At 62.8% G+C, this 23880-nt stretch carries 20 protein-coding genes; 10 read left to right on the plus strand and 10 right to left on the minus strand.

Annotated features, from left to right (window positions below; all coding sequences use genetic code 11):
• A complete protein-coding gene (argS, locus tag KF827_RS07325; protein WP_291002674.1) occupies window positions 1-1752 on the minus strand; it encodes an arginine--tRNA ligase in 1752 nt (583 codons plus the stop codon).
• Window positions 1753-1953: 201 nt separating this feature from the next.
• On the opposite strand from argS, the gene erpA reads away from it, so the two are divergent.
• Both erpA and xth read left to right on the plus strand, forming a co-directional pair.
• Entirely contained in the window at window positions 1954-2331 is a 378-nt protein-coding gene (erpA, locus tag KF827_RS07330) for an iron-sulfur cluster insertion protein ErpA (protein ID WP_291002677.1), read from the plus strand.
• 16 nt (window positions 2332-2347) lie between these two features.
• On the plus strand, window positions 2348-3130 hold the full coding sequence (gene xth, locus KF827_RS07335; protein WP_291002679.1) for an exodeoxyribonuclease III: 783 nt from the start codon (window positions 2348-2350) through the stop codon (window positions 3128-3130).
• Window positions 3131-3262: 132 nt separating this feature from the next.
• Here xth and KF827_RS07340 read toward each other — a convergent pair whose 3' ends face one another.
• The 3 genes from KF827_RS07340 to dapA are packed head-to-tail and all read right to left on the minus strand — an operon-like array spanning window position 3263 to window position 5306.
• Complete coding sequence (locus KF827_RS07340) at window positions 3263-3937, minus strand: sulfite oxidase-like oxidoreductase (protein WP_291002682.1); 675 nt, start codon at window positions 3935-3937, stop codon at window positions 3263-3265.
• 6 nt (window positions 3938-3943) lie between these two features.
• A complete protein-coding gene (gene smpB / locus KF827_RS07345) occupies window positions 3944-4417 on the minus strand; it encodes an SsrA-binding protein SmpB (RefSeq protein ID WP_291002685.1) in 474 nt (157 codons plus the stop codon).
• Between the two features lie 7 nt (window positions 4418-4424).
• Entirely contained in the window at window positions 4425-5306 is an 882-nt protein-coding gene (gene dapA / locus KF827_RS07350; protein WP_291002688.1) for a 4-hydroxy-tetrahydrodipicolinate synthase, read from the minus strand.
• Between the two features lie 100 nt (window positions 5307-5406).
• On the opposite strand from dapA, the gene KF827_RS07355 reads away from it, so the two are divergent.
• From KF827_RS07355 to KF827_RS07380, 6 genes are all read left to right on the plus strand, one after another.
• Window positions 5407-7641 carry a lytic transglycosylase domain-containing protein gene (locus KF827_RS07355; protein ID WP_291002691.1) on the plus strand — a complete coding sequence of 745 codons (2235 nt, stop codon included), beginning with the start codon at window positions 5407-5409 and terminating at the stop codon, window positions 7639-7641.
• Window positions 7628-9367 carry a gamma-glutamyltransferase gene (ggt, locus tag KF827_RS07360; RefSeq protein ID WP_291002694.1) on the plus strand — a complete coding sequence of 580 codons (1740 nt, stop codon included), beginning with the start codon at window positions 7628-7630 and terminating at the stop codon, window positions 9365-9367. The genes KF827_RS07355 and ggt overlap by 14 nt, the downstream gene beginning before the upstream one ends.
• A 37-nt stretch (window positions 9368-9404) precedes the next feature.
• Window positions 9405-10430: a threonine/serine dehydratase gene (locus KF827_RS07365; RefSeq protein ID WP_291002697.1), complete on the plus strand. Its 1026-nt coding sequence runs from the start codon at window positions 9405-9407 to the stop codon at window positions 10428-10430.
• A gap of 46 nt (window positions 10431-10476) precedes the next feature.
• Window positions 10477-11679 carry a 3-oxoadipyl-CoA thiolase gene (gene pcaF / locus KF827_RS07370; protein WP_291002700.1) on the plus strand — a complete coding sequence of 401 codons (1203 nt, stop codon included), beginning with the start codon at window positions 10477-10479 and terminating at the stop codon, window positions 11677-11679.
• Between the two features lie 227 nt (window positions 11680-11906).
• The gene (locus KF827_RS07375) at window positions 11907-12341 is read left to right on the plus strand and encodes a hypothetical protein (RefSeq protein WP_291002703.1); all 435 of its coding nucleotides are present in this window, start codon (window positions 11907-11909) and stop codon (window positions 12339-12341) included.
• A gap of 77 nt (window positions 12342-12418) precedes the next feature.
• Window positions 12419-13618 (plus strand): hypothetical protein, encoded by a 1200-nt coding sequence (locus KF827_RS07380; RefSeq protein WP_291002706.1) that lies wholly within the window; start codon window positions 12419-12421, stop codon window positions 13616-13618.
• Window positions 13619-13624: 6 nt separating this feature from the next.
• Here KF827_RS07380 and KF827_RS07385 read toward each other — a convergent pair whose 3' ends face one another.
• Entirely contained in the window at window positions 13625-14032 is a 408-nt protein-coding gene (locus KF827_RS07385; RefSeq protein ID WP_291002709.1) for a helix-turn-helix domain-containing protein, read from the minus strand.
• A gap of 98 nt (window positions 14033-14130) precedes the next feature.
• On the opposite strand from KF827_RS07385, the gene KF827_RS07390 reads away from it, so the two are divergent.
• Complete coding sequence (locus KF827_RS07390; RefSeq protein ID WP_291002712.1) at window positions 14131-14979, plus strand: SDR family oxidoreductase; 849 nt, start codon at window positions 14131-14133, stop codon at window positions 14977-14979.
• A 35-nt stretch (window positions 14980-15014) separates the two neighbouring features.
• On the opposite strand, the gene KF827_RS07395 is transcribed toward KF827_RS07390, so the two are convergent.
• The 4 genes from KF827_RS07395 to KF827_RS07410 all read right to left on the minus strand — a co-directional run bounded on the left by KF827_RS07395 (window position 15015) and on the right by KF827_RS07410 (window position 20971).
• On the minus strand, window positions 15015-15875 hold the full coding sequence (locus KF827_RS07395; protein WP_291002715.1) for a DUF817 domain-containing protein: 861 nt from the start codon (window positions 15873-15875) through the stop codon (window positions 15015-15017).
• Between the two features lie 14 nt (window positions 15876-15889).
• Window positions 15890-17896: an acetyl/propionyl/methylcrotonyl-CoA carboxylase subunit alpha gene (locus KF827_RS07400; RefSeq protein WP_291002908.1), complete on the minus strand. Its 2007-nt coding sequence runs from the start codon at window positions 17894-17896 to the stop codon at window positions 15890-15892.
• Window positions 17897-17971: 75 nt separating this feature from the next.
• Window positions 17972-19504 (minus strand): acyl-CoA carboxylase subunit beta, encoded by a 1533-nt coding sequence (locus KF827_RS07405; protein ID WP_291002717.1) that lies wholly within the window; start codon window positions 19502-19504, stop codon window positions 17972-17974.
• A gap of 213 nt (window positions 19505-19717) precedes the next feature.
• Window positions 19718-20971: a pentapeptide repeat-containing protein gene (locus KF827_RS07410; RefSeq protein ID WP_291002720.1), complete on the minus strand. Its 1254-nt coding sequence runs from the start codon at window positions 20969-20971 to the stop codon at window positions 19718-19720.
• Window positions 20972-21311: 340 nt separating this feature from the next.
• On the opposite strand from KF827_RS07410, the gene KF827_RS07415 reads away from it, so the two are divergent.
• Complete coding sequence (locus KF827_RS07415) at window positions 21312-23150, plus strand: methyl-accepting chemotaxis protein (RefSeq protein ID WP_291002723.1); 1839 nt, start codon at window positions 21312-21314, stop codon at window positions 23148-23150.
• A gap of 26 nt (window positions 23151-23176) precedes the next feature.
• On the opposite strand, the gene KF827_RS07420 is transcribed toward KF827_RS07415, so the two are convergent.
• The gene (locus tag KF827_RS07420; protein ID WP_291002726.1) at window positions 23177-23878 is read right to left on the minus strand and encodes an ATP12 family chaperone protein; all 702 of its coding nucleotides are present in this window, start codon (window positions 23876-23878) and stop codon (window positions 23177-23179) included.
• Window positions 23879-23880 lie beyond the last annotated feature (2 nt).

Raw genomic sequence — 23880 nt, forward strand, 5'->3', positions numbered from 1 at the left:
CTACCTCATTTCCTCAACGGGCGTGACACCCATGACGGCCAGGCCGGATGCGATCACAATCGCCACCGCCCGGATCAACCCAAGCCGGGCGCGGCTCAGTTCGCGCTCCTCGGGCAGCAGAAAACGCAAGCCCGCATCGTCGCGTCCGGCATTCCACAAACCATGGAAACCGGCTGCCACATCCTGCAGGAAAAACGCCACGCGATGCGGTTCATGGGCATCGGCGGCGGATTCCACCAGGCGCGGCCAGCTTGCCAGCAATTTCAGCAGAGCCAGTTCGGCCTCATGCTTCAGCAGGCCCATATCGGCGCCGGCCAGAGCCGAATCCGTAACATCCAATCCGGGCAATTCCGTGGCAGCATTGCGAATCACCGAACTGATGCGCGCATGGGCGTATTGCACATAGAAAACCGGATTATCCTTCGATTGCTCGGTCACCTTCTTGAAATCGAAATCCAGCTGCGCGTCGTTCTTGCGCGTCAGCATGATGAAGCGCACCACATCGCGGCCCACTTCGTCCACCACATCGCGCAGGGTCACGAACGTGCCGGCCCGCTTGCTCATGCGCACCGGCTGGCCATCGTCCAGCAGGTTCACCATCTGCACCAGCTTCACATCCAGATCGGCCTCGCCGCCAGACATCGCCTTCACGGCGGCCTTCATACGCTTCACATAGCCACCATGATCGGCGCCCCACACATCGATCATGCTGTGGAAGCCACGGCGGTATTTGTCGTCGTGATAGGCGATATCGGCGCCAAAGTAGGTCCAGCTATCGTCAGACTTCTTGAGCGGACGGTCGGTATCGTCGCCGTATTCGCTGGATTTAAACAGTGATTGCGGGCGCGGCTCCCAATCGTCGGGCAGCTTGCCCTTGGGCGGTTCCAGCACACCGGTATAGATCAGGCCGCGCTGTTGCAGGCGGTCGTATGCCTGTTGCACCGCGCCCGATTCATGCAGCGCGCGCTCCGAGGTGAATACCGCATGGCGGATATTCAGCGCCGCCAGATCATCCTTGATCATCGCCATCATGGCATCGGTGGCGGCCTGGCGGAAAGTTTGCAGCCAGTCGGCTTCCGGCGCATTGCGATAAGTGTCGCCGTATTTTTGCGCCAGCGCCGCGCCCACCGGCTTCAGGTAATCGCCGGGATACAGGCCTTCGGGAATCTCGATGCTTTCGCCCAGCGCCTCGCGGTAACGCATATGAACAGAGCGCGCCAGCACATCCACCTGGGCGCCGGCATCGTTGATGTAATATTCGCGGCAGACCTGATAGCCGGCCTTTTCCAAAAGCGCCGCCAGCGCATCGCCGAACACGGCGCCACGGCAATGGCCCACATGCATCGGGCCGGTAGGATTGGCCGACACGTATTCCACATTCACCGGCTTGCCTTCGCCGCGCTGGCTGTCGCCATAGCCGATGCCGGCCTTGAGGATCACGGCGGTCTGCTGCTGCCAGTATTCGGGCTGGAGGCGCAGGTTGATGAAGCCGGGGCCGGCAATCTCCACCGCCGTCACCGCCGGATGGGCTGCCAGCAACGGCTGCAGCTTTTCGGCCAGGGCGCGGGGCGCCAGCTTGGCCGGCTTGCCCAGCACCATGGCCACATTGGTGGCGAGGTCGCCATGGCTGGGATCGCGCGGCGGCTCCACGGCAATGGCATCAAACGGCAGGCTGGCGGGCAGGTCGCCCTGCTCGGCAAGCGTCTGCACGGCTTGCATGACCGTGCGGCGAAATTCGGCGAAAACGTTCATAATCGGGTCTGGCCTAAACGAGTCTATCGGGGGCGGCGGACACTAGCGACACGGCCCCGGCATGGCAATCCTGGCAAGCTTACTGAATATCCAGGGATAAATTGACATCCGGCAGAAACCGCCTAAATACTGGTACAGCAAGGTAAACCGCCAAGGTAAACCGTTGGTAAACCCGCAAAAGCCGATCCGAAAGTGCATCCCATGACCAGCCTGCAAACCGAGACCGCCTCGCCCTCCCCGGCACCTGCCGCCGGCGAGCTGACGCTTTCGGCCAATGCGGCGGCCCGGATTCGCAAGATCGTGGCCTCTGAGGGCAACCCGGATTTGAAGCTGCGGCTCTCGGTTTCCGGCGGCGGCTGCTCGGGTTTCCAATACGGCTTCACGCTGGACGACAGCCAGGGCCATGACGATCTGATCATCGAGCGCGACGGCGCCGCCCTGGTGATCGATACGCTGTCGGCCGAATATATGCGCGGCTCGGAGATCGACTTCGTGGAAGACCTCTCCGGCGCCGGCTTCCAGATCCGCAACCCGCTGGCCACGGCCAGCTGCGGCTGCGGCAATTCCTTCGCTATCTGACCGCGCCCGCCAGACCGTGCGCGTCGCTTCCTGGAACGTCAATTCCATCAAGGCCCGTCTGCCCAATGTGCTGGACTGGCTCGGCAAGGTACAGCCCGATGTGCTGCTGATGCAGGAAATCAAATGCCAGGACGGCGACTTCCCCGCCCTGGAATTCGAGAGCCTGGGCTACAAGGCCGTGGCCCATGGGCAGAAAAGCTATAACGGCGTGGCGGTGGTTTCGCGCCTGCCGATCCAGGCCGCCCGGCCGGTCCTTCCCAAGCTGCAAGACAGTGATCCCGACGATCCCCAGGCGCGCTACCTGGAAGTCGAAATCAACGGCGTGATCCTGGGTAATCTCTATCTGCCCAACGGCAATCCCCGGCCTGGCGATAAATACACTTACAAGCTGGAATGGATGCAGCGCCTGCACAAGCATGCCGCCAAGCTGCTGCAAGGCGACATGCCCTTCCTGCTGGCCGGCGATTACAATATCTGCCCCACCGACCGCGATCTCTACGATCCTGCCGGTTGGGCCGAGGATGCGCTGTGTTATCCTGATTCTAGAAAGGCTTACCGAGCAATCCTGAACCTCGGCCTCACCGAATCTTGGCGCGCCCTTCACCCGAATATCCAGGATTACACCTTCTGGGATTACCAGGCCGGCGCCTGGTTCAAGAACCACGGCCTCCGCATCGACCATTTCCTGCTCTCCCCGGCCCTCGCCGACCGCCTGCAAAGCTGCGAAATCGACCGCGCGCCCAGGGGGCTGGAAAAGGCATCGGATCACACACCGATTGTGTGCATGATTGGGGATTAAAGGCTCAGGCCCCACCAATCGTCACCCTCGGATTTATTCCGAGGGTCCATGCCCGACCCAGCAAAGCCACTGAACCATGGACCGCCGGGAATGGACCACCGGGACAAGCCCGGTGGTGACGCTCTTGGGCTCTCACCCGTACCTATCTTCCTTCCAGGGGTCGCCTTCGTTGTGATAGCCGCGCACTTCCCAATAGCCGGGTGCGTCGCGGTCGAGGAAGGCGATGTGCTTCACCCATTTGGCGGATTTCCAGAGATACCAGCGCGGCAGCAGCATCCGCACCGGGCCGCCATGTTCGCGCTTGAGCGGGCTGCCTTCCCAGCTATGGGCCAGGATCACATCGGGGCCGCTGAAATGCTCGAAGGTCACGTTCGTGGCATAGCCGTCATAGCTCTGGAGGACGACATGCTTCACCTCCTTGCGTGGCTTCACAGCCTTGATCAGATCGCGTGCCAGCACGCCGGACCAATGGTTGTCGTAACGCGACCAGGCGGTGACGCAATGCATGTCCGACACCGTGTCGGTCTGCGGCAGATCGAGGAAATCATTCCAGGTGAACTTGGTGGGTTTTTCCACAAGCCCACCAATAGTTAGCTGCCATTTATCGAGCAGAATGTTAGGCTGTACGCCGAGATCCAGCACCGGCCAGTCGCGGGTCAGGCGCTGGCCCGGCGGCAGCCTTCTGCCTCCTGGGGCAGCCGGCGCTTCGCCAGTCAGCAAACGGCCATCCTTAGCCCATTGCTGCTTGGTATTGATCAGCTTGTCCTTGATCTGGCCGATCAGGCCCGGCTTGTAATCGTCATCCATGACGCTTCAGCCTTTCTCGCGCAAAAGCCTCTGCTTCTCGCGGTTCCAGTCACGCTCTTTCTCGGTCTCGCGCTTGTCGTGCAGCTTCTTGCCGCGCGCCAGGGCGATCTTCAGCTTGGCCAGCCCGCGTTCGTTGAAATATAGGGTCAGCGGCACCAAAGTCACGCCGCCGCGCTTCAGGCTGCCGAGAAGTTTACTGATCTCCTTGCGCTTGAGCAGCAAGGCCCGCGCCCGGCGGGGTTCGTGGTTGAAGCGGTTTGCGCCGGGATATTCGGGAATATAGCAATTGATCAGCATGATCTTGCCGTTTTCCTCGGCGGCATAGGCATCCTGGATATTGGCCCGGCCGGTGCGCAGGCTTTTTACCTCGGACCCCAGCAGAGCCAGGCCGGCATCGTAGACTTCATCAAGGCTGTAATCGAACCGCGCGCGGCGGTTCTCGGCCACGGTCTTGGAGGCCGAGAGCTTTGCTGCGCCCATCGGCTGCTTACCGCTTCTTGCGGATGCCGGCCGCCTTGAGGGCTGCGCGCACCCGCGCCTGGGTTTCCTTGGTGGTGGTCACCAGGGGCAGACGCACATCCGGGCCGCAGATGCCCAGCAGCGAGGCGGCGAACTTCACCGGCGCCGGATTGGGCTCCACGAACAGGCTCTGATGCAGCGGCAACAGCTTTTCCTGAATCGCCAGCGCCTTGGCATGGTCGCCGGCTAGGCTGGCTTCCTGCAGTTGGGCCACTTCCTTCGGCGCGATATTGGCGGTCACCGAAATGCAGCCGACGCCGCCATGGGCGTTGAAGGCAATCGCAGTCACGTCATCGCCATCGAGCTGGCAAAAGCGGTCGCCGGCGGCTTCGCGCATGCGCAGCGGACGCACGATGTCGCCGGTGGCATCCTTCACACCCCGGATACGCGGCAGCTTGGCGAGTTCCGCCATGGTCTCCACGCTCATGTCGATCACGCTGCGCGGCGGGATATTGTAGATGAAGATCGGAATCCGCGTGGCATCGTGCAGTGCCTTGTAATGCGCATACAGGCCGGCCTGGTTCGGCTTGTTGTAATACGGCGTCACCACAAGCACGGCATCGGCGCCGGCCTGCTTGGCATGCTTGGTCAGCGCGATCGCCTCGGCGGTGGAATTCGAACCCGCACCGGCCATCACCGGCACGCGGCCATGGGCCACCTCGATGCACATCTCCACCACGCGCTTATGCTCGTCATGGCTCAGCGTCGGCGATTCACCGGTGGTGCCGCACGGCACCAGGCCATGGGTGCCCTGCTTGATCTGCCAATCCACCAAGTCTTGAAATGCCTTCGCATCCACCTTGCCGTTCTTGAACGGGGTGATCAGCGCAACGAAAGAGCCCTTGAACATGGCCGTATCCTCGTAACCATTTGTTCCGCGCACCATAAACGCGGCCCGGGCCTGCGGCAAGGGTCGTGCTTTTTCTGCCAACGATGCTATTCTGGCCAGGATGATCAAGCGATTCACAGAGTTAGGTCGCAGCCTCGGGCTGCTCGCGGTGCTGTTTCTGGCGCTGCCGTCTGTCGCGGCCGAGGCCACGGAAGCGCAGGCTGCGCCCAAGCCTGCCGCAAAAACCTCCGCTGCAAAAATTGCACCCGGACAATCCGCGCAGCCGGCCAAACCAAAAACCAGCCAGGCCCAAAAACCGGCAAGTACCGCCAAGACGCCCGCCCAGGCTAAGTCTCAGGCCAAGTCCCAGGCCAAGCCCCAAGTCAGTCACCAGACCAGTCCCCTGGCCAGCCCGCTGCACCCTGCCATCCTGAGCGAGCAGGACCGCGACCTCGGCCGCCAGGCGATGCGCGAGGCATCCGCCGGCCGTTTCGACAAGGCGCGTGAAATCGCCAGCCGCGCGAAAGAGCCGTTGGTCGGCCGGCTGGTGCATTGGCTGTGGTTGCAGACCACCAATTCCGGCGCACCGTTCGAGCAGATCGCGCAATTCATCGAAACCTCGCCCGACTGGCCCTCGCGCGAGGCGTTGCTGCGCCGCGCCGACGAGGCCATCACCCAGGCGGTGGGCGATGCGCGCATCCTGGCCTGGTACAAGGCCTATCCGCCGGAAAGCGGCCTGGGCTGGCTGCGGCTGGCGGAGGCGCTGGAACGTCAGGGCCGCGATGCCGAGATGATGGCGGCTTTGCGTCGGTCGTGGAGCGACGGCAATCTCAGCCTCACCGATGAAACCGAGCTGTGGCGCGAATTCTCCACCCGGCTCACCGCCGATGATAATGCCCGGCGGCTCGACCGGCTGTTGTGGGAAGAGCAATACGATGCCGCCCGCCGCATGCTGCCGCGCGTGACGCCCGAGGCGCGCGCCATCGCCGAGGCGAGGCTGGCGCTGGGCCGCAACATCGATGGCGCCGAGCGCGTGGCGGATTCCCTGCCGCAGATCCTGCAATCCGATGGCGGCCTGGCCTACGACCGCATGCGCTGGAACCGGCGCCGCGGCAAGGACGATATCGTGGAAGCCCTGCTCTATGCCGCGCCCGACGATCTGGGCCGTGCCGAGAAATGGTGGGTAGAACGGCATTTCCGTGCCCGCAAGGCGATGGCCGAGGGCCGCATCTCGGAAGCCTATCGCCTGGCTGCCGGCCATGGCCTGAAAGCCGGCAACAGCATGGTGGAAGCCGAATGGCTGGCCGGTTGGATCACCCTGCGGCTGTTGCAGGAACCGCGCATTGCGCAGAAGCATTTCGAGGCCCTGCTCAGTTCCGTCACCACGCCGGTCAGTCAGGCCCGTGCCGGCTATTGGCTGGGCCGCAGCTTCGAGGCATTGGGCGACCGCGAACAGGCCCGGCTCTGGTATAGCCAGGCCTCGAAGCATGCCACGGTTTTCTACGGCCAATTGGCCAGCTTCGCTCTGACCCCAAGCGCGCAGTTACGCCTGCCCCAGGAAGCCGAACCCAGCGCCGAGGCCGTGGCGCGGTTTAACCGCCGCCCGGTGGTGCGTGCGGCAAAAATCCTGGTCGAGCTTGGCCAGGAGCAACGCCTGCGGCCTTTCATCCTGCGGCTGGCGCATACATCCGAAAGTGTCGATGAACACCGCTTGGTGGCCCGCCTGGCGCGCCAGTTGAACCGCGTGGACCTTGCCGTGGCTGCCACCAAGCGCTCGGCGCGCTATGGCGGCCTGGCCCAAGTGCAGGAAGCCTTCCCGCTGGTGGAGCCGATGGCCCGCACCCGCATGCCGGAAACCGCTCTGGTGCTGGCTGTGGCCCGGCAGGAAAGCGAGTTCAACCAATTCGCGGTTTCGCCGGCCGGCGCGCGCGGCCTGATGCAATTGATGCCGGCCACAGCCAAAGGCGTGGCCAAGGAATTGAAGACCGGCTATGCCCCGGCCAAGCTGACCGACGATGCCCATTACAATGTGCAGCTCGGCAGCCATTACCTGCAGGGCCTGCTGGATAACTGGGATCACAATTATGTGCTGGCGCTGGCCGGCTATAATGCCGGCGAGGCGCGGGTGCGGCGCTGGATCAAGGATTGGGGCGATCCGCGCCTGGATGGCATCGACCCGGTGGATTGGATCGAGTTGATCCCGTTCTCCGAAACCCGCAACTACGTGCAGCGTGTACTGGAAAGCGTGCAGGTCTATCGCGCCTTGCTGGGCGGCCAAGCCCCCACCACCGAACGCCTGCTGGCCGATATGCGCGGCCTGCAACGCCGGGCCTGTGCAGCCAATGTGGGCTGTTGATCGCATAGCGCCTCTGATCCGGCCCGCCGCCCTGCTGGGCTGGCTTTTCATCGCAATCCCCGCTTTCGCCCAGCCGGCACCGGAAGCCGCCAGCCAGCGCCAGGAAAAAGCCGAGGCGCGCGCCCGCACATACATGGCGGCCACGGCGCATCCGCTGGCAACGGAGGCAGCCGTGGCGATGCTGCGGCGGGGCGGCAACGCGCTGGATGCCGCAGTGGCGGCGCAGATGATGCTGGGCCTGGTGGAGCCGCAATCATCGGGCATCGGCGGCGGCGCGCTGATCCTGTATTGGGATGCCGCCAACAAACAATTGCATGCCTTCGATGGCCGCGAAACAGCGCCGGCCGCCGCCCGGCCCGAGCGCTTCCTGAAACCCGATGGCAAACCGATGGGCTTTGCCGAAGCCGTGCCCAGCGGGCTGAGCGTGGGCGTGCCCGGTGCGGTTGCCGCGCTTGAAATGGCCCACAAGACCCATGGCCGGCTGCCCTGGTCTGCGTTGATTGCGCCAGCCATCGCCCGCGCCGAGCAGGGCTTTGCCGTCACCCCGCGCCTGCATCAGTTGCTGACTGTCGATCCGCTGCTGCGCAACGATGCCGACGCGGCCTCGTTGTATTACCCCGATGGCAAACCGTTGGCGGTGGGTGCGCATTTCAGCAACCCGGCTTATGCGCAAAGCCTGCGGCAGATCGCCGGCCAAGGCGCGGCGGCCCTGCAACGCGGCCCGCTGGCAGACGCCATGCTGGCCAAGCTGCAAGCGCGCGGCAGCGACATGACGGCCACGGATCTGGCCGCCTATCAGCCCAAGCAGCGGCCCGAACTCTGCGGCAGTTTCCGCGTCTACCGTATCTGCGGCTTCGGCCCGCCAAGCTCGGGCGGCATTGCCGTTCTGCAAATCCTGGGCATCCTTGAGGCATTGGACCCCAATCCATCCGCTGCATTCTCGGTTGTCGATATCCATCGCTTCAGCGAGGCCGGCCGGCTCGCCTTTGCCGACCGTGATCTCTATGTGGCCGACAGCGACTTCGTGTCCGTGCCGGTGGCCGGCCTGATCGACAAAGGCTATCTCGCCGAACGCGCCCGGCTGATCCGCACTGACGCCAGCCTGGGCAAGGCGCAGGCCGGCAGCCCGCCGGGCCGGCGCGGCGCCCTGCCCGGCCTGTGGCCGCAAGCCGATCTGCCCGGCACCAGCCATGTTTCTATCATCGACAGCCAGGGCAATGGCCTGAGCATGACCACCACCATCGAAAGCGCCTTCGGCGCCCGCATGCTGGTGGCCGGTTTCCTGCTCAACAACCAGTTGACCGACTTTTCCTTCATGCCCGAGATCGAAGGCCGTTTGGTGGCCAACCGGATACAGCCCGGCAAACGGCCGCGCAGCTCGATGGCGCCTACGCTGGTTTTCGATGCCAGGGGAGACTTGCTGATGGCAGCGGGTTCGCCCGGCGGCAGCATGATTATCAATTATGTCGCGCAAAACCTTTTCACCATCCTGGATCGAGGCTTCTCTCCGCAGATGGCGGTTTCGCAGCCGCATTTCGGCAGCCGCAATGGCCCCACCGAGCTTGAAACCGGCGCCGATCCGGCCTGGGCCGAGGCCCTGCAAAGACTGGGACACCGGGTCCAAACCCTGGAAATGACCTCCGGCCTGCATATAGTGATGCGCCCCGGCAACGGGCTGCTCGGCGGAGTCGATCCGCGCCGCGAGGGCTTGGCGCTGGGCGACTGAGAAACGCTGAGCGACTGAGAACCTGAGGAAACCGCCGATGAACGCGCCTTTAACGCCGCCAGCCGTAACGCTGCCCACCATCCGCGATGTGGAAGATGCCGCGCGGCAATTGCGCGGCGTGGCGCTGGGCACGCCGCTCTGCGAACATCCGCTGCTGAACGAGCGCCTGGGCGGGCGGCTGCTGGTGAAGGCGGAAACCCTGCAGCTTACCGGCTCGTTCAAATTCCGCGGCGCCTATAACCGCATCAGCCGCCTGAGCCCCGAACAGCGCGCGCGCGGCATCGTCGCCTTCTCATCGGGCAACCATGCCCAGGGCTGCGCCTATGCCGCCAAGATCTGCAATGCGCCGGCGGTGATCGTGATGCCGTCGGATGCGCCAGCCATCAAGATCGCCAACACCCGCGCCTATGGCGCCGAAGTGGTGCTGTACGACCGCTGGACCGAAAGCCGTGAGGCGATCGGCCGCAAATATTCCGACGAGCGCGGCATGACCCTGGTGCCGCCTTTCGACGATCCCTATATCGCCTCGGGCCAGGGCACCGTGGGCCTGGAGATTGCGGCCCAGCTTGCCGAGCGCGGCCTCGTCGCCGATGCCGTGCTGGCGCCGGCATCCGGCGGCGGCCTGGTTTCGGGCATCGCACTTGCGATCCACGACCGGATTCCCGGCGCCGAGGTGTATTGCGCCGAGCCGGCATCCTTCGACGACATCGCCCGCTCGCTGGCCAGCGGCAAGATCGAAAGCAACGGCCCCGATGCGGCGCCCAGCTTCTGCGATGCGCTGATGGCGCCTGCGCCCGGCAACATCACCTTCGGCGTGATGCGAGACCATCTGAAAGGCAGCCTCACGGTGACCGACGCCGAGGTGGAAGTGGCCATGGCCACTGCTTTCCATTACCTCAAGCTGGTGGTGGAGCCCGGTGGCGCCGCCGCTTTGGCCGCCATCCTGGCCGGCAAGATTTCCATCAAGGGACGCACGCTGGTGGCCGTGTGTTCCGGCGGCAATGTGGATGCCGCTTTGTATGCCGCCGTATTGAGCCGCACGAAGCCGGTGCATGCCGACTAGTGTTTATTAGCAACCTCTGTCAACGAGAGACCTTCGGGAGAGACAAATGACAGACGCTTTTATTTGTGATGCCATCCGCACCCCCATCGGCCGCTATGGCGGCGCGTTGAGCAGTGTACGGGCCGACGATCTCGGCGCCATTCCGCTCAAGGCGCTGATGCAGCGCAATCCCGGCGTGGATTGGAAGGAAGTGGACGACGTGATCTTCGGCTGCGCCAACCAGGCCGGCGAAGACAACCGTAACGTCGCCCGCATGTCGCTGCTGCTGGCCGGCCTGCCGGAAACCATTCCCGGCGCCACCGTGAATCGCCTGTGCGGTTCCGGCATCGAGGCCACCTCGGCGGCCGCACGCGCCATCCGCACCGGCGAGGCCGATCTTGTGCTGGCCGGCGGCGTGGAAAGCATGAGCCGCGCGCCGTTTGTGATGGCTAAGGCAGACACGCCGTTTTCGCGCTCGGCGGAAATCTACGACACAACGATCGGCTGGCGCTTCGTCAACAAGCTGATGAAGCAGAAATACGGCGTGGATTCCATGCCGGAAACCGCCGAGAACGTGGCCGAGCAATTCCATATCTCGCGCGCCGACCAGGATGCCTTTGCGCTGCGCAGCCAGCAGCGCGCCATCCATGCGCAGAAGACCGGCCTGTTCGAAGCCGAAATCACCCCGGTGACGATCCCCACCCGCAAGGGCGATCCTATCGTGGTGGACCGCGACGAGCATCCGCGCGATACCTCGCTGGAAGCCCTGGCCAAGCTGCCCACGCCGTTCCGCCAGGGCGGCACGGTAACCGCCGGCAATGCCTCGGGCGTGAATGACGGCGCCTGCGCCATCCTGCTGGCCTCCGACCTCGCAGCCCGCCGCCATGGCCTCACCCCGCGCGGCCGCGTGGTGGCCACCGCCACAGCCGGGGTGGCGCCGCGCATCATGGGCTATGGCCCGGTCCCGGCCACCGAAAAGGTGCTGGCCAAAGCCGGCCTGTCGATCCGCGACATGGATGTGATCGAGCTGAACGAGGCCTTCGCCGCCCAGGGCCTGGCGGTGCTGCGCGGCCTGAACGTGCCCGACGATGCCACCTATGTGAATCCCAATGGCGGCGCCATCGCCTTGGGCCATCCGCTGGGCATGAGCGGCGCCCGCCTGGTCACCACCGCACTGAACCAGTTGGAACGCACCGGCGGCCGCTATGCCTTGTGCACCATGTGCATCGGCGTGGGCCAGGGCATCGCCATGGTGATCGAACGGGTGTGAACCCACTCTGAATACTGGGAAAATTGGCGGCAGGCGGGGCTCCCTCGCCTGCCGTTTTTATTTGTTGTTTCAAGATGGTAGCTGGCGGCTGGATTACCTGGCGTTAAGCCTGCGTAAATCATATTCAACCATCCTGCTTGCCCGATCCGCTGGTTTCCGCGTTAAATCGCCAAGCCAAAGCGGCCAGGGTATGCCATCGCGGCAAGCTTACGGAGGGTGCGCGCATAATGCTGCGCCAGCTAGCCAAACGCATCGTCGGTCAGAAACCAGACGCGCAGGACGAACCTTCGCCGCGCGACCGCGAACGCGTGGACCGCATTCTCAACAAGATTTCCGAGGAAACCTTCCTGGTCTTCGACCTGCTGAAGGATGGCATGGTGAAAGAGGCGTCATTCAAGACCGTTGAAGAAAGCATCACCCGGCGCGGCATCCTCTCCACCTTCGAGCAGGTGCGCGCCGATGCCTATGGCGATGCCGCCAATATCGCCCGCGAGAATTCGCGCCGCTTCGCGCAGGCCGCACTCGACATGCCCGAGCCGCAGCAACGGCAATTCGCGCTTTCGGTGGCTAATGCCTTCGAGCGTTTCGCCAAGCAATTGCAAGCGGTGGAGCGCAAGATGAACGAAGCGGCAAATGCCAAGCTGATGCCGCCGGAAAATTGATCCGGTTGCCGACCAGCACTTGCCAGCATGGCGCAACATCATAAAGTTGGGCCATAGGGCCGTATCCAGGGGGATTTATGTTCGGATCGATTTTCGGCACACGTAGTTATGCCTACGAAATCTATGTGATGGTGGATGGCCGCTGGCGCATGGACAAACGGCTGGAGAGCGAACCCGGCGCCACCAAGCTTGCCAATGAACAATTGGAAAAAAACGCCATCGCCCAGGCCAATGCGCTGCTGAACATGGGCGATTTTTCTGCCGTGCGGGTGATGCGCACCCGTTCGCGCGACGATGGCTTCGGCACCCAGACCGAAATCTTCTCCAAACAGGCGCCAGTCAATCGCGTCAAGCCGATGCAGGTGCGCCCCTTCCGCGGGCAGTTCCCGGTTTGCGAAACCGTCTTCGACCTCACCACCCGCACCGCCTGCCGCGCCTTCGGCACCGTGTTTCGCGAATTCCTCGACAAGCAGAACAGCACCGCCATCGAGTTGCTGCATTCGCCGCAGCATCAGCGCAAGCTGGCCGACAACAGCAACTTCCTGCGGGCCGGTATTTATGCGCTGGCCGGCGCCCAGACCCAGCAAGGCCTGCCCAGCCAGGCCGAACGCAGCCGCAAGCTGGAAGCGTTGTTCGACAAGCTGATCACCCATACCCGCGCGGCGCTTGGCGAAAAAACCCTGCCCACGCTGGAATCCGGCGGTTTCGACAAGCTCTGCGAAGCCATGGCCGCACGTTATGCGCAGCCCAACGATGCGCGTTTCTATACGTTGTTCCAGATCAGCAAGCAGACCATGCAGATGCCCAGCCAGGGCGCCAAGCTGGATTTCACCTTGCGCACCCTGGAAGAACACCAGAACCATGCCTTCGATGGCCTGTTGGATGAACTGGCGGCTTCCTGCATGGATTCCGGCACCCTGGTGCAGGATCTGCTGGGCCATCGCGCCAATCTTTCAGAAGCCCTGCTGGCACTAGCCGAGCTTTCCGCCGGCAAGCTGGTGATCCCACCGGCGCCGAAGCCCGATCCGATGCTGGAAAAGCTGAATGCGCTGTTGGGCCAGAACCGCCTGCCCCTGGTGGCCGAGACTTTGTGGGACCGCGTGCTGAACGCGCTGTCGTCGAAACAGCTGCTGTCCAAGAACGAGCCGAAGAAGGAATGGCAGCTTACCCGCAACCTAAACCACAAGCTCAATACCCTGGCGCCGCCGGCCTTCAAGGAGCCGATCGACCATGCCGGCCGCATGCGCATGGAGCGCGTGCGCGACATGCAGGGCTGAGCCGCCTCAGCCCGCCTTGCGCTGCATTTGCGCTGCCGCGATATAGGGAAACTTGATCTCGATCCAATCGGCCAAGGCCCGTACTTTTTCGGCGGCTTCCTCGCCCATCGGCGTGAGGCTGTATTCCACATGGGGCGGCACCACCGGCAGCGCCTCGCGCCGCACCATGCCATCCTGCTCCAACCATTGCAGGGTCTGGATCAGCATCCGCTCGCTCACCCCGCCGATCTTGCGGCGTAAGTCGCTGTAGCGATGCATGCCCGATTGCAGGGCGATCAGCACCAGCACGCCCCAGCGGCTGGTGAGATGCTTCAACACCTCCCGCGAAGGACAATCCACGGCCATCAGATTGCCGGCCTGCAAATAATTCGACAGTGTTTTTGATTGATATTCCGCGATATCTGCATCGGCCATTATATTTTCTCCATACTTACTTTTATGTAGGTACCTTCTAAAAGTAACTGCCGTAGTTATATGGCGTGGCACCACGACCAAACAAGAGGGCTTTTGCCATGACCATTGCCGTTACCGGAGCCACCGGCCAGTTGGGCCGCATCGTGATTGCAAAGCTGAAGGCCAAGCTGCCGGCGGCTGAAATCGTCGCCCTGGTGCGCGATCCGGCCAAAGCCGCCGATCTGGGCGTTGCCACCCGCGCCGCCGATTACACCAAGCCGGACCAACTGGCCGCCGCGCTCAAGGGCGTGGATAAGCTGCTGCTGATCTCGTCTTCGGAAGTGGGCCAACGCGCGCCGCAGCATCAAAATGTGATCGATGCCGCCAAGCAGGCCGGCGTGAAGCTGATTGCCTATACCAGCATCCTGCATGCCGATAATTCGCCGCTGGGCCTGGCCGTGGAGCATCGCGCCACCGAAGCCGCGCTGAAGGCTTCCGGCATTGCCTATGCCATCCTGCGCAATGGCTGGTATAGCGAGAATTACACCAGCGCGATTGCCGGCGCGGTGCCCAATGGCGGCATCGTCGGCGCGGCCGGAGACGGCAAGATTTCGGCCGCCGCCCGCGAGGATTACGCCGAAGCCGCCGCAGCCGTGCTGACCGGCAGCGGCCATGAAAACACGATCTACGAACTGGGTGGCGACGACGCCTTCACCATGGCCGATCTGGCTGCCGAAGTTTCCAAGCAGACCGGCAAGAGCATCGCCTACAGCAACATGCCCGAGGCCGCTTATGCCGATCTGCTGAAAAGCTTCGGCCTGCCGGAAGCCTTTGCCAACCTGCTGGCGGATTCCGATACCGGCGCGTCGAAAGGCGGCTTGTTCGATGGCAGCCGCACGCTATCCAAGCTGATCGGCCGCCCCACCACGCCGTTGGCCAAGACCGTCACGGCGGTGTTGAGGGACTGAGTATAAAGCCCGGTCGGCGCCCTGCCGTCCGGGCCTTAATCATCCTCATGGATCGGACGCGGCTTGCGCACCAAAGTCACCAGCACGAAGCTGATGATCATCAGCAAGAACCATGAGCCGTATTTGGCAAAGGAAACCATATTCCAACCCCGCATCTGGCTGGGATAGAGCCAGGCGCTGGTGAAGGTGCCGATATTCTCGGCAAACCAGATGAACAAAGCCACCAGCATGAAGCCAAGCAGCAGCGGCATGCGGCGATGAACGCGCCAGACCCTGAAATAGACCCAGCAGCGCGCATAAAGCAGCGCCGTTGCCGCAAACAGCAGATAGCGTAAATCCATCATGTAATGATGGCTGTAGAAGTTGGCATAGATCGCCGCCGCCAGCAGCATGGTCGCCCAAAGCGGCGGATAATGGCTGAAGCGCATGTCGAATACACGGCCGATCCGCGCGAAATAACTGCCCACCGCGGCATACATGAAACCGGTGAAGAGCGGCACGCCGCCAATGCGCAGCAGGCTGACTTCGGGATAAATCCAAGACCCCATGGCGGTCTTGAAGATTTCCATTGCCGTGCCGACCAGATGGAACAGGAAGATCACCTTCGCCTCCTCCCAGCTTTCCAGCCGGAAGGCCAGCATGGCGATCTGCAGGGCCAGGCAGGCGACAAAGAGAAAATCATAGCGCGCCAGCCCAACATCACCCAGGCCAGCATCACGCGGATACCAGAGATGCGTGGCGATCAGCAGCGCCAGCAAGGCGCCGCCAAACAGGCAGGCCCAGGCCTCCTTGATGCCGAACAGCAGGAACTCATACGCCCAGGCCGCCCAGCGCCCACGCGCAATGGCGCGGCGGCCATACTCTTCCTGCAGCAGGAAAAGCCGTCGCGCCAGCATCGGCGGGGGAATCTTTAAGCGAATTCCAGGATTACCTGATCCACGGCCAGGCTGTCGCCCTTCTTGGCGTTGATCTTGCGCACGGTGCCGTCGCGTTCGGCGCGCAGCACATTTTCCATCTTCATGGCTTCCACCACGGCCAAGGCCTGCCCGGCCTTCACCGGTTCGCCCTCCGCCACATTGATCGAAACCACCAAGCCCGGCATCGGGCAGAGCAGGAATTTCGACATGTCCGGCGCCACCTTCTCGGGCATCAGGCGAGCCAGTTCGGCGGCGCGCGGCGTGCGCACCGCCACATCCAGTTCGGCGCCGCCATGGGTGATGCGGAAGCCTTCCACGCGGCTGGCTACACGCGCCACCACCTTCACGCCATCGATCTCGGCACGCAGGAAGGCATCGCCGGGGCGCCAATCGGTGCGCACCTTGATCGCCTTGCCCTTGCCATCCAGCTTCACATCGATGCCACCGGCCGTTTCGTCGATGCTGACGACATGCTCTTCCCGACCGCCGCCAGCGCTGCCCAGCGCCACCACCCATTCAGCAGGGGTCTGCTTCTCGGGCAGTCCAAGCTTGCCGCTGATATGGCCGGCACGGCGATCTGCGCGCAATTGCAGCAGCACAGCGGCCGCGATCAGGCCATTGCGGCGAGCCGGCGGCAGAACGGCGCCGGCAAAACCCGCCGGCCATTCCTCGGCGATGAAATTGGTGGAAAGCCGGCCGGCGACAAAGCGCGGATGCGCCAGAACGGCCGACAGGAAATTCACGTTATGGCCGATGCCGCTGATCCAGGTTTCATCCAACGCACCGGCAAGGGCGGCGGTGGCTTCTTCACGGGTTTTGCCATAGCCGCACAGCTTGGAGATCATCGGATCGTAGAACATGCTGATCTCGCTGCCTTCCACAACGCCGGTATCGTTGCGGATGGCTGCGGATTCCTCCGCCGTGCTCCAGCGCACCAGGCGACCGGTGCTGGGCAGAAAGCCGCGATAGGGATCTTCGGCATAGATGCGGGCCTCGATGGCCCAGCCATTCAGCTTCACATCCTTCTGCGCGATGGTCAGCTTCTCGCCGGCCGCCACGCGGATCATCTGTTCGACAAGATCGACGCCGGTGATCAATTCGGTGACGGGATGCTCCACCTGCAAACGCGTGTTCATTTCGAGGAAGTAGAATTTCTTGTCGGGACCGACGATGAATTCCACCGTGCCGGCGCTGTCGTAGCCCACGGTCTTGGAAAGCGCCACCGCCTGCTCGCCCATCGCCTTGCGGGTCTTGGCATCCAGGAAAGGCGATGGCGCCTCTTCCACCACTTTCTGATGCCGGCGCTGGATCGAGCATTCGCGCTCGCCGAGATAGATCACATTGCCATGCTTGTCGCCCAGCACCTGGATCTCGATATGGCGCGGCTCTTCAACGTATTTTTCGATGAACACGCGATCATCGCCGAAAGAATTCTTCGCCTCGTTGGTGGCGGACGAAAAGCCCTGCTCGACCTCGGAATCCGAGCGCGCGATACGCATGCCCTTGCCGCCGCCGCCCGCCGATGCCTTGATCATCACCGGATAGCCGATATCGCGGGCGATCTTGATGGCTTCCTTGCCATCCTTGATGGCGCCGAGATAGCCCGGCACGGTAGAAACGCCGGCCTTCTTCGCCAGCTTCTTGGACTCGATCTTGTCGCCCATGGCGAAAATCGCTTCCGGATTGGGCCCGATGAAGGCGATGCCGGCCTTGGCCAGGGCTTCGGAGAATTTGCGGTTCTCGGACAGGAAGCCATAGCCCGGATGCACGGCCTGCGCACCGCTGCGCTTGCAGGCATCCACGATCTTGTCGATCACCAGATAGCTTTCGGCCGCTTGCGGCGGGCCGATATGGATGGCCTCGTCGGCCATGCGCATATGCAGGGCGCCGTCATCGGCATCGGAATACACCGCCACGGTCTTGATGCCGAGCTTGCGGCAGGTCTTGATCACGCGGCAGGCGATTTCGCCACGATTGGCGATCAGGATTTTGTCGAACAACTTGCCCGCCCCGAAACCGGTTCTGGGAGCGGCAACCTTGCTTACGGTCTTCTTGGCCATGGTTCTTGCGCTCACTTACAGGGGAATGTTGTCGTGTTTCTTCCAGGGATTTTGCAGCTCTTTGTCGCGCAGCATGGCGAGCGAGCGGGCAATCCGGTAACGCGTGTTATGCGGCATGATCACATCGTCGATGAAACCGCGATGGCCGGCCACAAAGGGATTGGCGAACTTCTGCCGATATTCCTCGGTACGCGCCGCGATCTTGTCGGCATCGCCGATCTCTGAACGGAAGATGATCTCCACCGCGCCCTTCGGGCCCATCACCGCGATTTCCGCCGTGGGCCAAGCATAATTCACGTCGCCGCGCAGATGCTTGCTGCTCATCACGTCGTAAGCGCCGCCATAGGCCTTGCGGGTGATCACGGTGATCTTCGGCACGGTGGCTTCGCCATAGGCGAAAAGCAGCTTGGCGCCATGCTTGATGATGCCGCCGTATTCCTGCGCGGTGCCGGGCAGGAAGCCGGGCACATCCACGAAGGTGACGATGGGGATTTCGAAGCAATCGCAGAAGCGCACGAAACGCGCCGCCTTGCGCGAACTATCGATATCCAAACAGCCGGCCAGCACCATCGGCTGGTTGGCCACGATGCCCACCGGCTGGCCACCGATGCGGGCGAAACCGGTGATGATGTTCTTGGCATAGCTGGGCTGAATCTCGAAGAAATCGCCCTCGTCCACCACCTTCTCGATCAGCTCCTTCATATCGTAGGGCTTGTTCGGATTGGGCGGCACCAGGGTATCGAGCGACATCTCGATGCGGTCGATCGGATCGAAGCTTTCGCGCACCGGCGGGCGTTCACGGTTGCTCAGCGGCAGGAAGCCCATCAGGCGGCGGGTCTGGGTTATCGCCTCAACGTCATTTTCATAAGCGTTGTCGGCCACCGAGGATTTGGTGGTGTGGGTGACGGCGCCGCCAAGCTGCTCCTGCGTCACCACCTCCTGCGTCACCGTCTTCACCACATCGGGGCCGGTAACGAACATGTAGCTGCTGTCCTTCACCATGAAGATGAAGTCGGTCATCGCCGGGCTATACACCGCGCCGCCGGCGCAGGGCCCCATGATCACCGAAATCTGCGGCACCACGCCTGAGGCCAGCACATTGCGCTGGAACACTTCGGCATAGCCGGCCAGGCTGTCCACGCCTTCCTGGATGCGGGCGCCGCCGCTGTCGTTGAGGCCGATGACTGGTGCGCCCACCTTCATCGCCTGATCCATGATCTTGCAGATCTTCTTGGCATGGCTGGCCGAGAGCGAGCCGCCGAACACGGTGAAATCCTGGCTGAACACGAAGACCAGGCGGCCATTTATGGTGCCCGAGCCGGTGACCACGCCATCGCCGGCCACCTTCTGCGCTTCCATGCCGAAATCGGTGCAATCATGTTCCATGAACATGTCCCACTCCTCGAAGGAGCCGGGATCGAGCAGCAATTCCAGGCGTTCGCGCGCTGTCAGCTTACCCTTGGCATGCTGGGCCGCGATGCGCTTGTCGCCGCCGCCCTGGCGCGCCTCGGCGCGCTTTTCCTCGAGTTGCCGAATGATGTCTTGCATGGAACTCCCCCGCTAAACCCGGCCCAACCGACACGCCGGATAACACCGATCTTACAGTCTTATGGCGACGCATAGCACACTGTTTCGCAGCGCAAAATAGCCGGCAATGCGCCCGCGCGATGCAATCTTTCAAAATTCCAGAGCGGATCGTAAGGAATTGCAAAACAAGGGTTTTTTATGGATGGAAAATTGCGCAGAGGCAATGGTGCCGGATCAGTTGCGCCGCCGCATGCCGGCCGGCATCTCCGGCAGCCGGCAATCGGTCAGATCGGCGCCATCCAGCAAAGCGCGGGCAAGGTCGGCCTCGTCCATCACCGCATTCTTCAGCAACGCGCCGCGCAGGTCGGCCGAACGCAGCAGGCTGCGGCTGAGATTGACCGGAAAATAGCGCCCGCCGCCCATGGTGAGCGGACCGAGATTGGCATCGCGCAGATCGGCCCGCACCAGATGCGCCCCGGAAAGATTGGCGCCACGCAGATCGGCACCCATCAGGTTGGCATCGCGCAGATCGGCATCCATCAGCTTGGCGCCCTGCATCATGGCGCGCTCGAGATTGAGGCCCTGCAATACCGAGCCGCGCAGATTGGCGCCGGTGAGGATCACGCCCTGACGCGGGCCGATGCCGCGCAGATCCAGTTCGCTGAAATCGAACAGCCTGCCCTGCTGGCCGCCCGTGCCAACCCAGGCGGCATAAAGTTTCAGGGCTTCATCGATGGAAACCCCCAGATCGCTGATCGGCCGGCCCTTCTGGCGGTCATCCAGCACGCCCTGCACATCAGCGCCCGCCATCATTGCGTTTTCCAGCTTGGCGCCCACCATAACGGCGCCGCGCAAGGTGGCATCCTTCAGGTTGGCACCAGACAGGTCCGCGCCGGACAGATTGGCGCCTTCCAGCCGCGCCGCCGCCAGATTGGCGCGCGTAAGCACGCAATTGACCATGATCGCATCGGTGAAATCGGTGCGCCCGGCACTCACGCCAGACAGATCGGCGCCGGTCAGATCGGCTGCTGCCATTTTTGCGCCGCCCAAATCCACCGGATCGTGGTCGGGCTTCTTGATATGCACATTGCCGTATTTGTCGCGTTCGGCCACCACGCCATCGCGCATGTCGGCATCCAGCAGCCGCGCGCCGGTCAGGTCGGCGCCGCGCAAAGAGGCGCCGCGCAAATCGGCCCGGTCCAGCCGCGCGCCCTGCAGATTGGCGCCGCGCAGGTCGCAGGCATACAGCACAGCCTGGCTCAGATTGGTCTCGGCCAGATTGGCGCCCTGCATCTTGCAGCCGGTAAAATCTGCGCCGGCCAAGTCAGCCCCAGCCATGGTCAGATTGGACAGATCGCGGAATTGGAAAATGGTACGACGCCCGCCAGAGAGCCTCTGGCGGTATTTCTCATGATCGGCAATGGCAGCCAGCAACTCGCCGTACCCAACCTTGGGACGCTGCCGATTATCCTTACGCCCAGCCGACACCCAACATCCCCCGAAAAAGCAAAAAGCCCCCGGAAATCCAATGCATGGCAAAACCACGCTTTACCGATTCAGGATTTACGGGCGGACAGTACCGCTCTCATGCAGCACCTGCAACAACAAACAATTAGCCGACAATAACGTGCATATTGCATATTTTTACGCGTATTAAATTGTGGTAACTCTGCGAGACGTTCTTAGATTCAACGCTTTAAAAGTGTATGATTGCATGCATATCATGCCTCCGGCTTAAACCAAGCCCTTGGAGAGCATCATGCAGAAATCTACTTTTTCTGACAAATATGCGGTTCTCATAAGCCTAGCACTGGGCGCAATCGCATTATTGCTCTTCTCTCCCGTTCTGCAGGGCGGCAATCCAGGATGGCGCGAAGGTCTGTTCATACTCTGCGTGCTCGGTGCTGCCGGGCTTGGTTTGAAGCTGATGCGCGGCGCTGCTGCATCTGACGAATCGGCAGCGGCGGATAAACAAACCGCCCAGGCCAGGTTGGTGCAGTTGGAGGCCGCGCTGGCCAATCTGGATGCCAATGTGATGATGGCCGATAACGATGGCAAGATCATCCTGGTGAACCATGCGATCCACCGCATGTTCAAGGAAGCGCAGAGCGACTTGCGGCGTTGGCTGCCGGATTTCGACGCCGACAAACTGCTGGGCGAAAATTTCGACCGCTTCCACAAAGACCGCAATCACCAGCGCAACCTGATCGGCAATCTCACCGGCAGCCATCGCGGCCGCGCCGAAACCGCCGGCCGGGTATTCGATGTGGTGGCCAATCCGCTTTTCGATGCCGCCGGCAAACGCATGGGCGTGGTGATCGAATGGCAGGACATGACCGAGCGCCTGCGTATCGAGCGCGAAGTGATGCAGGCCATCACGGATTCCTTCGAGAGCGGCCTGGCCAAGCCGATCGATCTTGCCGGTAAAACCGGTTTCGTGAAGACTCTATCCGAAACCATCAATGCCAGCGCCGATCAGGTGCTGCATATGGTGGCGGATATTTCCGGCAGCCTGGATGCACTGGCCAAGGGCGACCTCACCCGTAAACTGGACAAGCAATATCCCGGCGTGTTCGACACGCTGGCGCGCAACACCAACAGCGTTACCGAACAGATCGGCGATGTGGTGCGCAAGCTTTCGGACCTGTCGGGCACCGTGCGCGAAGCCGCCGATGAAATCTCCATGGGCAGTCAGGATCTGGCGCAACGTACCGAATCCCAGGCTGCCAATCTGGAACAGACTGCCGCTTCCATGCATCAGGTCACCACCACGGTGAAACAGAATGCCGAGAATGCCCAGGCGGCCAATCAGTTCACCGCCAATGCGCGCGACATCGCCGAAAAAGGCGGCGCCGTCACCACAGAAGCCGTATCGGCGATGAGCGAGATCGAAGGCAGCGCGCAGAAGATCGGAGATATCGTCGGGTTGATCGACGAGATCGCCTTCCAGACCAACCTGCTGGCCCTGAATGCCAGCGTGGAAGCCGCACGCGCCGGCGAAGCCGGCAAGGGTTTTGCCGTGGTGGCGCAGGAAGTGCGTGCGCTGGCGCAGCGCTCGGCCAATGCCTCGAAGGACATCAAGGCGCTGATCCAGGCCTCCAACAGCCAGGTACGCAAAGGCGTGCAATTGGTCAATCAGGCCGGCTCCACGCTCGGCGAGATCGTCGCAGCCATCAAGAAAGTGGCCGACATCGTGGGCGATATCGCCGCCGCCAGCCGCGAACAATCGCAAGGCCTGGAGGATGTGAACCGCGCCGTCGGCAGCATGGACGAGATGACCCAACGCAACGGCGCCCTGGTGGAAGAAACCACGGCCTCGGCACAAAGCCTGGCCGGCCAGGCCCAGGCGCTGGCCGGCATGGTGGCCTATTTCAAGCTGGGCGACGAAGCCACGCGCAAACCGGCTGCCAGCCCCGTATCCAGGCCTGCGCCCTCGCCCAATCCGGTTGCCACACCGGCGCCGCACAAGGCCGTACCCGGCACCACAATGCATACAAAACCGCCTGCCGCCCGGCCCAGCCCGGCCAAACCGGCAGCACAACCTGCCATGGCGCCTGCGGCACCGAAGCCTGCGCCGCGACCAGTGGCCAGCCCGGCCCCACGCCCAGTGGCCAGCACAGCCCCACGCCCAGTGGTCAGCGACGACGACGATTGGAAGGAATTCTGATCAGACCGGTTCGATGGCTGCCGATCTCACAGCAGCTTCAGGAAATGCTGCACCTGGCGCAGCTCTTCGAGCAGGCCTGAACGGCGATCCTGCGCTTCGTAATCCTCGCCCCAGGCTTCCGCCTGAAACAATTCATCGAGCTGGCCGGCAGCAAAAGCCGCATCGGCATCCACCCGGCCAGCCAGCAAGGCCAGCCCGATCACCAGCGAGCCGGTGCCGGTGGTCGCGCTATGCAGAGCCACAAGGCGGAAATCGTCCAGCGCCTCGAGTATCCGGGTCAGGCGCGCCGGCAAATCTTCCGGCTGCTTAACAGCGATGATCCCGGTGGTGACATTCAGCCCGATATCGTAACGCTGGCTGAACCAATCCAGCAAAGGCTGCCAAACCTGTTGCTCGCGCGCGATCAGCGCAGCCGGGTCTTCCGCACGATAGCAAAGCAGATCCGAGCCGCCATAGCGCACCAATTCCTGAACGGTGTAGCTGCGATCCTGCGCCACACGGTCAATCGCCGTGGCGCAAAAGCGCATCAGCGGCATGCTGTCGGGTTTGATCTGTTCGGCCTGCGCCGCCCATTCCGCCGCCACTGCCTCGGCCAGCGCGGCATTCGGCAGCAGCAACGCGGCCTTGGCCGGGGTTTTCAGCACCCGGCCATCCAGCAGCACATGGAAACCTTCAACATCGGAAGCGGCGGCCGGCGCTATGCCGACCGCCTTATAGAAACGCCGCATGG

Source organism: Ferrovibrio sp. (assembly GCF_019636075.1).
In the GTDB taxonomy this organism is placed as follows: Bacteria; Pseudomonadota; Alphaproteobacteria; order Ferrovibrionales; family Ferrovibrionaceae; genus Ferrovibrio.